The sequence below is a fragment of the Arthrobacter sp. PvP103 genome (genome assembly GCF_017833075.1).
Taxonomy (GTDB): Bacteria; Actinomycetota; Actinomycetes; order Actinomycetales; family Micrococcaceae; genus Arthrobacter.
Genome location: NZ_JAFIBQ010000001.1, coordinates 169,639 through 182,828, shown reverse-complemented (window position 1 = coordinate 182,828; position 13,190 = coordinate 169,639). Strand labels below are relative to the sequence as shown.

The window sequence follows — 13,190 nt, the reverse complement described above, 5'->3', positions numbered from 1 at the left end:
GCGGGCTAGGCATCCTGCTGGAAGGCCACGTGGCCAGACGGAGCCCCTCGACTGTGGATTCCGTCCGTTGCGACTCAATGCTACGGACCGCCCCGGGAGTGTCAACCCGCGTTTGACGTGCGGTTTTAGGTGTAACCGCAGGTCAGGGACATACGGCGCGCCGGTAGCTTTACGGTCTATGACTGAAGGGAACCGTTTGTGAACAACTCTTTTCCGTCGCGGACGGTCTGCAGGCACACGGGATCGTTCCCGGTGTCCAACGCCGGGAGCAAGGGTGTGCGCGCCCGCGGATCGGTACTCCACGACTGCACCCGCCCGTCCGCGACCTGCACCATCAGTTCCTCCACCTCCCAGACCGCAAAGCTGGCGGGCGCGCCGGGAACCAGCTGGCCAGCCATTGGATTGTTGTACTTGGCTGCCCGCCACCCTGCCCTCGTGTGGCCGAGGAACGCCGCGCGGGCTGAGATGCGCTGGTCCGGGTTGCTGTGCTCAAGGCAGGCGCGGACGCTGGCCCACGGGTTGAGCGGAGTGACGGGGCTGTCGCTGCCGAAGCAGATAGGGACTCCCGCCGCATAGAAGGAGGCGAAGGGGTTCATGCCGCGCTCCCGGTGCCCCAGCCGTTCCTGGTACAGGCGTCCCGGTCCGCCCCACGCTGCGTCGAATCCCGGCTGCACGCTAACGGTCACCGAGTACTTTGCGAGCCGGCCGATTGCCTCGGGGTCGGCCATTTCCACATGTTCGAACCGGTGGCCTGCCGCCTTGACCCGCTGCTCCCCTACGTCGGCTGCTGCCCGGTCCAGGGCGTCCAGCGCCGCGTCGAGCCCGGCGTCTCCAATGACGTGGAACCCGGCCTGAATGCCGAGCAGCGAGCAGGCGGCAAGGTGGGCTGCAGCTTCGTCAACCGACAGGTAGAGGCTGCCGCGCTCCCCCGGAGCATCGCTGTAGTCGTCCCTTAGGGCGGCTGTACGGGACCCCAGGGATCCGTCGATGTTCAGATCCCCGGCAAGGCCGCGCACACTGGCTCCAAGGCCTTCGAGGATGCCCCGGGCCTCCTCCTCGGAACCCGCCAGCTGGCCCCAGTACGGCAGTACTTCAGGCACAGCCTTCCGCGAGCCATCGGGGCTGTTCCACCCGGCCGCAATCCGCAGGTCCGCTGCGCTGCCGATATGCGGCGCCGCCATTTCGGCCACGGCCACGTAGCCGTTGGCGGCCGCTTCGGCCAGTGCACGTGACTGAAAGCCCTGCAGGCGGTCAGCCGGCAACTGGCGTGCTGCACGCCTGGCGGACGTGTGGGCCTGGCGCTTAACCTGGCTCCCGGAGGAGAAGCCGTCCACGCCGGCCAGGCCGGCTGCCTCGGCCAGTGAGGATGAGACCAGGGCGGAATGGGCGTCAACCCGAGACAAATACACGGGCCGGCCTCCCGCCGCGCGCTCCAGTTCCTCACGGCTGGGCAGCGCCTGATCGGCCCAGCCGCTTTCGTCCCAGCCATGGCCGAGGACCGTGGCGCGGGCGTCGACTGACTTGCCTGCGACGGAGGAAGCTACGGCATCCAGGATTTCGGCAGCTGAGCGCAAACTCCCGAGCTGAAGGGAGTCCAGGGCAATGCCCGTTTCAGTCAGGTGCACATGTGAGTCAACAAAGCCGGGGGCCAGCAGAGCGCCATGGAGGTCGATGATGTCCATCGACGCATCGGCGATCGACGTCGCCGCCTGTTCTGATCCCACCCAGGCAACGGTGTCACCGTCCACCAGCATGGCGGTGGCGAAAGGGTCGGCGGCGGTGTAGACGGAACCGTTACGGTACAGCGTCACTTTGCGTTGTTCGGCCGGCAGGTCCGCCCGTGCGTCAGTCATGTTGTGTGGTGCTCCTAAGCAGCCTTGAAATGGTGGAAGTGGGGGGTGCGATGCCCGTAGCGTCACACCACGGTGGAATAGGCGACCACGCCGCGGCGCACCAGGACGATCGCCTCTGAGCAGAGCCGTGAAAGCCGCGGATCCAGTCCCGGGATCTTCGCCAGCTGGTCCAGCAGGTCGATAACCTGTTTGACCCACCGCACAAAGTCCCCCGCGGCCAGGTCTGTTCCGTTGAGGACTTCCTGGAGATGCTTGCCCTTGGCCCACTTGAAGATCGGCCAGACAAGCCCCAGTTCCGGCTCCCCCGTCAACGGAAGCTTGTTTTCTTCCTCGGCGTCTTCCAGCACGGACCATTCCCGGACGACGATGTCGACGGCGGTCTCCAGCGACACGCTGGGCATCCGGGGACGGAGCCCGCGTTCCTCCCGTTTCGCCTGGTACACCAGCACGCTGGCCAGGGCCGCCACTTCCGTGGCATCGAGGTCGCTGAATGCGCCCTGCCTCAACGACTGGGATATGAGGAGGTCCTTCTCACCGTAAATCCGGCGCAGTTTTTGGCCGTCGGCATTGATGGATACTTTTCCGGATTCGGAGGTTTCGAGGTAACCGTAGCTGGAGAGAAGGTCGCAGACCCGGTCGAATGTCTTGGCGATGGTGTTGGTGCGGCTCTGGATTTCCCGGACCAGTCCATCCGTTTCGCGCCGGAGTTTCCACCAGCGCTCCGACCACCGCGCGTGATCCTCGCGTTCGCTGCAGCCGTGGCAGGGATGGGAACGCAACGCCAGGCGCAGATCGCTAATCCGCTTCTCCACGTCAGGCAGGGCCGCAGCACGCCCGAAATCAGTGTTGCGGGCGTTTCCGGGCGCAGGCGGGCGGTTTTCCCGGATCGCGTTGCGGACCGACGATGCGAGGTCCTTCCTCGACTTGGGCACCTTTGCGTTAAACGACTTTGGTATCCGGACCCGGGTCACCGGCGTGATGGGCCCTTCAAGGTCCTGGAGGCCTATCCTTCGCAGCTGGTTGTCCAACGTCAGCACCGCGGGCCGCGGTTCGCGGGAGTTGTGGTCGGAGCCGAGCACCACTGCGAAGCCGGGAGCCCTGCCTGTAGGTACATCCACGACATCGCCGGGCAGAAGCCTGCTCAGCGAGTCCTCAGCAATGGACTTACGGGCCCGCGAGGTGCTGCGGGAGGCGATATTCTCCGCATCCGAAAGCTCACGCCGCAGCCGGGAGTATTCGGTGAAGTCACCCAGGTGGCAGGTCATGGACTTCTGGAAGCCGGCCAGGGATTCCTCCCTGCTCCGCACCTGCCTGGCCAGGCCCACCACTGAACGGTCCGCCTGGAACTGGGCAAAAGAGGATTCCAGGATTTCCCGGGCGCGTGGCCTGCCGAACTGTGCCAGGAGGTTGATACTCATGTTGTACGTGGGCCGGAAGCTGGAGTTCAGCGGGTAGGTGCGCCGGGACGCCAGGCCCGCAACAGCTGTCGGGTCGGTCCCGGGCTGCCACAGCACCACGGCGTGGCCTTCGACGTCAATTCCGCGGCGCCCGGCCCGTCCGGTCAGCTGGGTGTATTCGCCGGCCGTGATCCCGACGTGGGCTTCACCGTTGAACTTGTCCAGCTTTTCCAACACCACCGACCGTGCCGGCATGTTGACGCCCAGGGCCAGGGTTTCCGTGGCGAACACCGCCTTGACCAGGCCCTCGACGAACAGCTTCTCCACGACTTCCTTGAACGTGGGAAGCATCCCTGCGTGGTGGGCAGCGAGCCCGCGCAGCAGGCCGTCGCGCCAGCTCCAGAACCCGAGCACATCAAGATCATCCGACGGGATGTCCTGCGCCGCTTCATCCACACGGCGGGCGATGACCTGTTGTTCGCGCTCAGTGGTCAGCCACAATCCGGCTGAAACGCACTGGGCCACTGCAGCGTCGCAGCCGGCACGGGAGAAGATGAACGTGATGGAGGGCAGCAGGTCTTGGCGGTCCAGGCTGGCGATAACCTGGGGGCGGCTGGCCTTGCGGACAGGGCTCTGCTGGCCGCCCTGGCCGTGGCGGTTGTCGCCGCGCTGGTGTTGTTGGCGGCGCTGGCTGCGTCCGCCATGCCCGAAACGGGCCCGTGAATTCATCTGGCTCTCGGTGCGCGCCATCGCCAGCAGGTCCGGGTTCACTTCGAAGCCCCGCTCCAGGGCGGCGTTGGCCGTCATCGTCGTCGCGGCGGGATCCGATTCGCCTTCGGGGGCAATCTCATCGAACGTCGTTTCCCCGGCGAAGAGGTCCACGATTTCACGCCCCACCATGACGTGCTGCCAGAGCGGCACCGGCCGGTGCTCGGAAACAATGACGTCGGTGTGTCCGCGCACAGTGTCCAGCCACGCACCGAATTCCTCGGCGTTGGAGACCGTAGCGCTAAGCGAGGCCACCTGGACTTCGCTGGGAAGGTGGATGATGACTTCTTCCCATACGGCGCCCCGGAAACGGTCAGCGAGGTAGTGGACCTCGTCCATGACCACGAAGCCGAGATCGTCCAGGGTGTCCGAATCCGCGTACAGCATGTTCCGCAGGACTTCGGTTGTCATGACGACAACCGGGGCATCGCCATTGATGCTGGTGTCCCCGGTGAGGAGCCCCACGTTCTCCGGGCCGTACTTATCCGCCAGTTCCGAATACTTCTGGTTGCTCAGAGCCTTGATCGGGGTGGTGTAGAAGGCCTTCAGCCCCCGCTGGAGTGCCAGATAGATGGCGAACTCCCCCACGATGGTCTTGCCGGCCCCGGTGGGGGCCGCGACCAGGACTCCCCGTCCCTGCTGCAGGGACAGGCATGCTTGGCGCTGGAAATCGTCGAGTTCGAAATCCAGCGTCCGGACGAAGGCGCCGAGGTACGTTTTAGCTTCTGCGGTCCGTTCGGCACTGGCCCGATAGAGTTCAGACGGCGACTGTGGCCCGGTTGTGGAGGACATACTTCCAGCCTAGTGGGCCCGGGACTACAGTTTCCCCAGTTCGGTGCCGGGCGTTGCAACGTCGGCCGTCGCTTCAGTTTCGGCGGCGGTCTTCGCGGCCTTCCGGTCCCGGCGCCGGTCATTGAAGATACAGAGTCCGATGGCGGCGAAAAACAGTGCCAGCAGGGGGCCGGCAAGCAGGAACATAGACAGGGCATCTGCGCCCGGAGCAGCAACGGCGGCCAGTACAAAGACGAGGAACACCGTGATGCGCCAGGCCTTCAGGATGGTTTCACCCCTGATGATGCCGGCCATGTTAATGCCCACCAGGACCACGGGGACAAGGAACGCGAGACCAAGGAACAAGACCATTCGCGTGACGAAATCAACGTAGTCACGGGCATCGATGAGGTTGGAGAACCCGGCCGGTGTGAACTGCGTGAGTGCGCGGACCACCTGCGGCGTCACCATCCACCCAACCCACACACCGGCCAGGAACAGCGGCACGGCTGCGGCCATGTAGCCGAGCGTGTAGTGCCGCTCCTTTTTGGTGAGGCCGGGGGTGATGAAGGCCCACAGCTGGTAGATCCAGATGGGGCTGGAGATGACAGCGCCAATCAACAGTGAAAGCTGCAGTTTGAAATCAAACGGCGACGCGATGCTGGAGAAATTCACCGAAGAAGTGCCGCCGGTGGTTTCGGCAATCCGATCCACCGGTTCCTTCAGGGCGCTCAAGACCGGGTCGTAGAGGATCCACCCGCCGATGCCGCCGATGATCAGGCCAATGGCCGACTTAATGAGCCGGTTCTTGAGCTCCTTAAGGTGATCCAGCAGGGCCATCCGACCCTCAGGGTTGGATTTTCGGCCCTTCGTCAGTGCCACTTCAGGTCAAACGCGGTTCGACGGCGGAACGTCGGTGCCGTCTGCGCTGCCGGTGCCGCTGCTGGAGTCGCCGTTTTGTGGGCGGGACTGCGGATGGTTGACGATTTTGCCTTCGACGGGATCCGTGCCGTCCTTGGTTTCGGGCTTGCCGTCGTTCTTCATTTCCTTGACCTCGGATTTAATAATCCGCATGGACTGGCCGAGGCTACGTGCCATGGCCGGAAGTTTGGGCGCGGCAAACAGCAATAGAGCCACGATGATAATAATGACGATGGGCCAAGGGCCATCAAAGAGTCGTCCCACTGGAAGTCCTTTCCTCGAAATACATCCTACGTCTAACCGAATTCGATGTCGCGCAGCGCCTGGGGTTGGCCACGGTCCGCTTTGCGCTGAACGCGCCGTTGACGGCGCTCTTCCCTGCGGGAGGATTTGGACGTGAGGTAATCATGTCTCATCTGCATCGGCGAGGCAAAAACCGCCGAACCCGGGCTGGCCCCCGACTCCCGTCCGGGCTCTCCGTCCGGGCCGGACTGTCGGGACGGCTCGCTGAGGTTGGCCAAGGGTGCCCCGAATCGCTCGCCTGCAGCGCCAAGGTCCTTGACCGTGGCCATGAACTGCCTGAAGAGCCTGATTCCCAAGAGCACATAGAAGAGCAGGGAAACGGCTACGAGTGCTATCCAGATCAGGATCCAAGACCACCAAGGCATGCTGTGTAGTCTAGCCGCCGTAGCGGGCCAGGGCCGCGTCGATCCATTCCCCGGCAGCATCGGCCAGGCCCTGCGGTGCCAGAATGCGGACCGCGCCGCCATGCTGGGCTACGAACATGGGTAGCCACCCGGTGCTGCCGAACCTGATTTCGGCAATGAGACCGCCGTTGGGGAGCGGGGCAGTCCGTTCGGCGTAGTAGTCGTCGGCCAGCCCGATGCCTTGGGGTGCCAGTTCGACGATAACCAGAGCGTCGTCGTCGTTCGGGGTGAACAGTTTCACCGGGAAGCCGTCGGCGGGTTTTGCCGCCTCGGTGACCCGTCGGCCGTTTGGTTCCAGGGTCTCTATGCGGTCCAGCCGGAAATTCCGCAGGTCTCGTGCGCTGTGGCAGTACGCCTCGAAGTACCAGGTGTTGTCCAGTGAGTAGAGCCGCAGCGGGTCGACGTCCCGCTCCGACATGGAGTCGCGCTGCGCGGAAAAGTATTTTAGGTGCAGCTGAAGCCCGTCCGTGATGGCCTGCCGGATCGTCGCAAGATGCGCCGAATTGCCAGGACCCACCTCCGGGCCGGCGATGGACGCCGCTTTCAGGCCCTCCTCCCCTGCTGCCGCCATCAGTTTCACCGTGACGGACTCCAGCGCACTCCCTTCCGCGAGCTCAGGCAGGCCGTTGAGGGCCTCCAGGCCGGTCAGCAGGGCGCAGGCTTCATCCACGGTAAAGCGGACCGGACGGTTGAGGTCAAGGTCCTGCGTGATGTAGACGTGGTCATCCTCCCACTGGATGTCCAGGAGATCGTCCGGGTATCCCTCGGGGAGGCCGGAGCAGATCAGGATGCGCAGATCGTCTTCGAGCTCCTTTCGGGTGACTCCAAAACTGGAAGCAACTTCGCTGATATGAAGGCCCTGATTGTGCACCAGGAACGGCACGAGCTGAAGCATCCGCTGAAGTTGGTCCTCTGACGTCCTTTTCCGCGGGCGCTTCGCCGGAGGGTTATCCGGGAAGACGATCGCGGGTGACGGAGAAGCCGCGAAATCTGCAGCGGCCTTCAGCCTCCTCCGGACCGCCGATACCAGCTCGGGGGGCGCAACCACCGTGACGTTCGGCCCGTATGATGCGAGTTCTTCGCCCAGCACCTCAGCGTCCCGGAAAGGGACTGTGAGACGGTCCCAACCGCCGTCGTGCGTCTCGACCGGCATCCCGGCGGTGGGGGCGCCTGTCGCGCGCTTGCGCAGGCCCAGCACCTTGCCGGACGCCACGTCCACGATGGCGGACTGCACCGGCAGTTCGGGGAGTGAATCAAGTTCCTTCCGGACGTTGAAGCCCGGCGGGGGCGAATACCGTTCCTTTTCCCGGACGGTCACAGCAGAGGTGAAGCGGGACAGACGGAAGAAGCGTTTCGCCGCACGGCCCCGGTCCAGGCCGACCAGGTACCACTGGCCAAAGCGGCTGCCCAGGCCCCAGGGCTCCACAGTCCTGAGTTCTTCGCGGCCGGTGCTGCCGGCCAGGTAACGAAACGTCACGGGATGCTGGGCATGCATGGCCGTGACCAGGTCCTCGAAGGCCTGGCCCGCGGGCCTGATCCGAGGCTGGACGCCTGCCGGCAGTTCGGCTTCCGTGAGGCCGCCGGCTGCCTGCAGTTTACGCATGGCGTTCTGTGCGGCCGACCCCAGCGCGGCCTGCTCCCACAGCTGCGCTGCCAGAATGAGCACAGTGCATTCGGCGGAGGTGAGGTTCACGTCAGGAAGCCGGTTGGACTCCTTGCCGATGCGGTAGCGCGTGGTGGCAGGATCATCCGAACCCCAGCCCTGGTCCATGACCGTTTCGACTTCGAAGCCGAACTGGCGGAGGTCGCTCTTGTCCCGCTCGAACATTCGGCCAAAGGCCACCTCGCTGCTGCTGGTGTCCCGGTAGACCTTTTCGCGCAATTCGCTGCGCCGCAGGCCGTAGCGGGTGTTGAGCAGCGCGATGAGCAGGTTCAGGAGGCGTTCTGTACGTAAGGCGGACACCTTGGCTACGTTACTAAAGCCGTCGCGGCTTAACGCCGGAAGCGCGGCAACAAACGGAAATTTCCTTCCGATTGTTACCGCGCTCCCTGCAGAGCTTGCCCGGCCGGCGCAGGGCGCGGATCCGCCTAGCGGACTCCGACGAGGTCCACAACGAAGATGAGTGCTTCGTTGGGGGCGATCGCTCCACCGGCACCGCGGGAACCGTACGCGAGTTCCGAGGGGATCTCCAGGCGGCGGCGGCCGCCGACCTTCATGCCCAACAGGCCCTGGTCCCAGCCCTGGATGACCTGGCCGACGCCAACGCGGAAGTCCAGCGGAGCGCCGCGGCCCCAGGAGGCGTCAAATTCTTCGCCCGTGGACCAGGCGACTCCGACATAGTGGGTGGAGACAGTGTCGCCCGGCTTGGCCTCGGCTCCGTCACCCTCGATGAGGTCAGTGATGACCAGTTCGGTGGGTACATCGCCTTCGGGGAAGTCAATTTCCGGCTTCTGGCGGTCGAAATTGCGTTGTCCAAATGACATGTTTGCTCCTTTTTGGTTGGTTTGGCTTACTTGACGCCGAGGATGTCGACGACGAACACCAGGTCGCCCTTGGCCTCGCCCTGTCCCGCATCACCGTAGGCAAGATCCTTCGGAATGACCAGGAGGACGCGTGAGCCCACGGTCTTGCCGGCAAGGCCCTGCGTCCAGCCCTTGATGACGCCGGTCAGCGGGAAGCTGGCCTTTTCGCCGCGGTCGAAGCTGGAATCGAATTTCGTTCCGCCGTTCAGGGTGACTCCGACGTAGTTCACCGTCAGGGTGTCGGTTTCCTTCACAGCGGGGCCGGTGCCCTTGACCAGGTCCTGGGAGACGAGTGCCGTGGGTGCCTTGACGCCCTCAACAGAGATCTCCGGGATGCCCTTGTCGTTTTCCTTGACGGTGGGAAGCCCGGCGGGAGGCGTGACCGTCTCACCCTCAGGCTTGTCGAGCACCTTCGGGGCGTCCTTCGCGGAGAGGACCTTGACCACGAGCAATTGCGTGGGGCCGGCCTCGGCACCTTCCTTGGCGGCCTGGCCGGGGACGGCGAGAGCCAGCTGCGAGCCAATCTTGGCGCCCACAAACGCGTTGTAGATCACGGCGTTTCCGGTCTTGAGGGCATCGTTCAATTCAAGAGGCTCCGGGTCCTTGGCAAAGGTGTCTTCAAGGGTGGAGCCGTCCTTGCCGCTGACGGCGAGGATGGAGATGTCGGCGATCTGGTTGGCCTTGAGGCGTTCCCCGTCGCCCTCGGTGACCACCTTGACGGTGGGTTCCTTCACGTCCAGGGGCTTGTCGAATGCGACTCCGGGTGCCTTCTTGTCCCCGTTGTCCGTAAGCTTCAGGGAGTCGAGCTTGGCGGTCTCGCCAGCAGACTGGCTGGTGGGTTCCGGGGCTGCGGGCGTTCCGCCGCAGGCGGATATCAGCAGCAGTCCGGGAATGAGAATTGCTAGTAGTCGGCGCACGTAAGAACTTTCGTCGGGGCAAGATGGATGCGTTGCCGCAAGTGGAGCCTGCGGCAACGCAGTCGGGGCCGGTTAAACGGCCCCATCCAGAATAGCCCCTGAAGCTGGGTATCAGCCCATAGAGTCCAGGAGGGCATCCACGCGCTCGTCCACGTTGCGGAACGGATCCTTGCAGAGGATCGTCTGGTGGGCGCGGTCGTTGAGCTTCAGATGCACCCAGTCAACCGTATAGTCGCGGCCCAGTTCCTGGGCGCGGCGGACAAAGTCCCCGCGGAGCTTTGCCCGGGTTGTCTGCGGCGGGGCATCAACAGCGTCCTTGACGGCAGTGTCATCCACCACCCGGCGGACAGCACCGCGGGACTGCAGCAGGTAGTAGAGCCCGCGGGTCCGCGAAATGTCGTGGTAGGTGAGGTCAAGCTGGGCGATCCTCGGTGCATCCAGCCCGAGTCCGTGCCGTTTCCGGTAGCTGTCCATCAGCTTTTTCTTGATGGCCCAGTCGATCTCAGTGTCAATCGTGCTGGTGTCTCCGCTTTCAATGGCCGTGAGCGTCCGTTCCCAGAGGTCCAGGATGAGCGGCACATGCTGGTTGTGGGCGCCGTTCTCGGCAACGAAGGACGTGACTTTGTTCAGGTACTCACGCTGGATTTCCAGGGCTGTCAGCTGACGGCCGTTGGCAAGGCGGATGAGCGCCCTTCCACTGAGGTCGTGGGAGATCTCACGGATGCTGCGGATCGGATTCTCCATCCGCATGTCCCGCATGATCACCCCGGCCTCGATCATCCGGAGGATCAGGTCCACCGTGCCGACCTTCATCAGGGCCGTAGTTTCGGACATGTTGGAGTCGCCCACGATGACGTGGAGGCGGCGGTAGAACTCAGCGTCGGCGTGCGGTTCGTCCCGGGTGTTGATGATGGGACGGGACCGGGTGGTTGCGGAGGAAACGCCTTCCCAGATATGGTCCGCGCGCTGGGAAAAGGCAAAAGTGGCGCCGTGCGGGGTCTTCAGGATCTTGCCGGCACCGGCGATGAGCTGGCGTGTTACCAGGAAGGGGATGAGGATCTCGGCCAGCCTCGAGAATTCACCGCGGCGGGGAATGAGGTAGTTTTCGTGGCTGCCGTATGAATTGCCCGCGGAGTCGGTGTTGTTCTTGAAAAGGTAAACGGTGCCGTTGAATCCCTCGGCGGCGAGCCTTTCCTGGGCCTCGTCCACGAGGTCGTCCAGGATCAGTTCACCCGCGCGGTCGTGCGCGATCAGCTGTCCCAGGTCGTCGCATTCGGCGGTCGCGTACTCGGGGTGGGAGCCCACGTCCAGGTATAGGCGTGACCCGTTCGTCAGGAACACATTGGAGGAACGGCCCCAGCTGACCACCTTGCGGAAGAGGTAGCGTGCCACTTCCTCCGGTGCTAGCGGACGCGAGTCCGGGCTCGAGTACGAGATGCCGAATTCGGTTTCAATGCCGAAAATGCGCTTGTCCATTTCAGTTCTCCTTAGACAGCAGGGCGGCGATTTCGTCGTCGCCGAGGCGCCGGAAGGCCCGCCGGGATCCACGGGTGCTCTCCGAAGCGCGGTCCAGTACTGCAACTTCCAGGGCTGACGCCGGAAGTTCGCCGGCTTCCTTGTCGGTGACGAGCCCTTTCATTGCGAGCCTGATTGCACCGGCGAAGTTCAGTTCCTGCTGCCACCCGCCCTCCACCGTCTCGGCCACCTTGTCGGCCTGGCCGCCCATCACGATGAAGCGTTTCTCATCAGCGATCGAACCGTCGAACGTCAGCCGGTACAGGTGGTCGTCCGACTGGTTCCCTCCGACTTCCGCTACTGCAAGCTCAACTTCAAACGGTTTCTGTTCGGCCGTGAACACTGCACCCAGGCTTTGCGCATAGACGCTGGCCAGGCCCCTTGCTGTGACGTCCTCCCGGTCGTAGGAGTAGCCGCGGACGTCCGCGTACCGGACTCCCGCTTGGCGGAGGCTTTCAAACTCGTTGTATTTTCCGACGGCGGCGAAGGCGATCTTGTCGTAGATTTCACCGATTTTGTGCAACGACGGGGAGGGATTTTCCGCGACGAGTGCAATTCCCTCCTCGCAGCTGATGACCACGACCGAGCGGCCGCGGGCGATACCCTTCCGTGCGAAGTCCGCACGGTCCTTCATCAGCTGTTCGGGTGACACATAAAACTGTTGGGTCATCTCAGGCCTCCCGCCGTGCCGTGGTCCTGGCCTCGATAATGGCGCCGGCTACGGAGGCGAGGTCATGGTCGGGTATGCGCCTGGCGCCTGAACGTTCAACGGTATAGACAACCGGCCACAACTGCCGGACGGGGTCCGGTCCGCCGGTTGCCGAGTCGTCGTCAGCCGCGTCGTAAAGGGATTCAACGGCCACGGCCACGGCCTCTTCGGCCGTCAGCCCCGGCCGCCAAAGTTTCTTGAGTGCACCTCGAGCAAACACGGAACCGGAACCCACGGCATGGTGTTCCTTCTCCTCGTACCGTCCGCCGGTGACGTCGTAAGAAAACAGGCGGCCGATGCCGACGGGCAGGTCGAACCCGGCGAACAACGGCACTACGGCCAGTCCCTGCATGGCCATGGGCAGGTTTCCGCGGATCATGGCACCGAGCCGGTTGGCTTTACCCTCCAGGCTCAGCAGGGTTCCCTCGATCTTTTCGTAGTGTTCCAGCTCCACCTGGAACAGCCGCGTGAGATCGATGGCGATGCCTGCAGTGCCGGCAATTCCCAGCACCGAATAGCTGTCGGCAGGAAACACTTTTTCGATGTGCCTGCTGGCGATGACGTTCCCCATCGTGGCGCGGCGGTCTCCGGCCATCAGGACTCCCCCGCCATAGGTCAGGGAAACGATGGTGGTGGCGTGCGGCACCTGCAACGGCTGTGATCCCGCCCCGGTCAGCGCTGCCGGGAACGGCTGATTGTAGGGAAGCAGGCCGGGCCTGTTGCGTTGGAGGTGTTCAGTGAATGATGACGTGGCGTTGGCAGCTACCTGGTTGGCTGTGGTGTCCTGCACTGATGCACTCCTTCAACGTGGTGGATCAACGTCTCTTCGGGCGTCCGGCCTGCCGTCCCTCCGTTCAGGCGATGGCAGCCTGGGCCCTATTGGCCGCCCTTTTGAACGAAGGCACGGACGAATTCTTCGGCGTTTGATTCGAGGACGCCGTCGATTTCGTCCAGGAGGTCATCCACGCCTTGGGTGGCTGCCGACGCCTGGGCTTCTCCGGATGCGGGCGGCGTTGCGGGGGCGTCGTCTTCGAATTCGCTCTCCCGTGACTGCGGCTGCTGCTGCTCCTGGCCTGCCATTTTCCTTCTCCTTCTATCCATCCCCGATG

General features: G+C 63.9%; 12 protein-coding genes. All 12 read right to left on the bottom strand.

Going from position 1 to position 13,190, the window contains the following annotated elements:
* Nucleotides 1-176 precede the first annotated feature (176 nt).
* The 12 genes from JOE41_RS00840 to JOE41_RS00785 all read right to left on the bottom strand — a co-directional run bounded on the left by JOE41_RS00840 (nucleotide 177) and on the right by JOE41_RS00785 (nucleotide 13,161).
* Nucleotides 177-1,853: an amidohydrolase gene (locus JOE41_RS00840; RefSeq protein ID WP_209750377.1), complete on the bottom strand. Its 1,677-nt coding sequence runs from the start codon at nucleotides 1,851-1,853 to the stop codon at nucleotides 177-179.
* A gap of 62 nt (nucleotides 1,854-1,915) precedes the next feature.
* Nucleotides 1,916-4,810 carry an RNA helicase gene (locus JOE41_RS00835; RefSeq protein ID WP_209750375.1) on the bottom strand — a complete coding sequence of 965 codons (2,895 nt, stop codon included), beginning with the start codon at nucleotides 4,808-4,810 and terminating at the stop codon, nucleotides 1,916-1,918.
* Nucleotides 4,811-4,834: 24 nt separating this feature from the next.
* Nucleotides 4,835-5,629: a twin-arginine translocase subunit TatC gene (gene tatC, locus JOE41_RS00830; protein WP_011692030.1), complete on the bottom strand. Its 795-nt coding sequence runs from the start codon at nucleotides 5,627-5,629 to the stop codon at nucleotides 4,835-4,837.
* A gap of 48 nt (nucleotides 5,630-5,677) precedes the next feature.
* On the bottom strand, nucleotides 5,678-5,974 hold the full coding sequence (tatA, locus tag JOE41_RS00825; RefSeq protein ID WP_209750373.1) for a Sec-independent protein translocase subunit TatA: 297 nt from the start codon (nucleotides 5,972-5,974) through the stop codon (nucleotides 5,678-5,680).
* 32 nt (nucleotides 5,975-6,006) lie between these two features.
* Nucleotides 6,007-6,378: a hypothetical protein gene (locus tag JOE41_RS00820; RefSeq protein ID WP_209750371.1), complete on the bottom strand. Its 372-nt coding sequence runs from the start codon at nucleotides 6,376-6,378 to the stop codon at nucleotides 6,007-6,009.
* Between the two features lie 10 nt (nucleotides 6,379-6,388).
* Entirely contained in the window at nucleotides 6,389-8,380 is a 1,992-nt protein-coding gene (locus tag JOE41_RS00815) for a YafY family protein (RefSeq protein ID WP_209750370.1), read from the bottom strand.
* A gap of 125 nt (nucleotides 8,381-8,505) precedes the next feature.
* Nucleotides 8,506-8,901 (bottom strand): FKBP-type peptidyl-prolyl cis-trans isomerase, encoded by a 396-nt coding sequence (locus tag JOE41_RS00810; RefSeq protein WP_011692026.1) that lies wholly within the window; start codon nucleotides 8,899-8,901, stop codon nucleotides 8,506-8,508.
* A 26-nt stretch (nucleotides 8,902-8,927) separates the two neighbouring features.
* A complete protein-coding gene (locus JOE41_RS00805) occupies nucleotides 8,928-9,857 on the bottom strand; it encodes an FKBP-type peptidyl-prolyl cis-trans isomerase (RefSeq protein WP_011692025.1) in 930 nt (309 codons plus the stop codon).
* Nucleotides 9,858-9,968: 111 nt separating this feature from the next.
* The gene (pafA, locus tag JOE41_RS00800; RefSeq protein ID WP_011692024.1) at nucleotides 9,969-11,333 is read right to left on the bottom strand and encodes a Pup--protein ligase; all 1,365 of its coding nucleotides are present in this window, start codon (nucleotides 11,331-11,333) and stop codon (nucleotides 9,969-9,971) included.
* Between the two features lies 1 nt (nucleotide 11,334).
* Complete coding sequence (prcA, locus tag JOE41_RS00795) at nucleotides 11,335-12,042, bottom strand: proteasome subunit alpha (protein WP_011692023.1); 708 nt, start codon at nucleotides 12,040-12,042, stop codon at nucleotides 11,335-11,337.
* A 1-nt stretch (nucleotide 12,043) separates the two neighbouring features.
* Nucleotides 12,044-12,871 (bottom strand): proteasome subunit beta, encoded by an 828-nt coding sequence (gene prcB / locus JOE41_RS00790; RefSeq protein WP_011692022.1) that lies wholly within the window; start codon nucleotides 12,869-12,871, stop codon nucleotides 12,044-12,046.
* Between the two features lie 86 nt (nucleotides 12,872-12,957).
* Nucleotides 12,958-13,161, bottom strand: a complete 204-nt coding sequence (locus tag JOE41_RS00785; protein ID WP_209750368.1) for a ubiquitin-like protein Pup — start codon at nucleotides 13,159-13,161, stop codon at nucleotides 12,958-12,960.
* Nucleotides 13,162-13,190: the final 29 nt, after the last annotated feature.

Bases quoted from the DNA above. Each gene is read 5' to 3' on its own strand.
- JOE41_RS00840 (WP_209750377.1), bottom strand. From the start codon at position 1,853: ATGACTGACGCACGGGCGGACCTGCCGGCCGAACAACGCAAAGTGACG.
- pafA (WP_011692024.1), bottom strand. From the start codon at position 11,333: ATGGACAAGCGCATTTTCGGCATTGAAACCGAATTCGGCATCTCGTAC.
- JOE41_RS00820 (WP_209750371.1), bottom strand. From the start codon at position 6,378: ATGCCTTGGTGGTCTTGGATCCTGATCTGGATAGCACTCGTAGCCGTT.
- JOE41_RS00810 (WP_011692026.1), bottom strand. From the start codon at position 8,901: ATGTCATTTGGACAACGCAATTTCGACCGCCAGAAGCCGGAAATTGAC.
- JOE41_RS00835 (WP_209750375.1), bottom strand. From the start codon at position 4,810: ATGTCCTCCACAACCGGGCCACAGTCGCCGTCTGAACTCTATCGGGCC.
- tatC (WP_011692030.1), bottom strand. From the start codon at position 5,629: ATGGCCCTGCTGGATCACCTTAAGGAGCTCAAGAACCGGCTCATTAAG.
- JOE41_RS00785 (WP_209750368.1), bottom strand. From the start codon at position 13,161: ATGGCAGGCCAGGAGCAGCAGCAGCCGCAGTCACGGGAGAGCGAATTC.
- prcA (WP_011692023.1), bottom strand. From the start codon at position 12,042: ATGACCCAACAGTTTTATGTGTCACCCGAACAGCTGATGAAGGACCGT.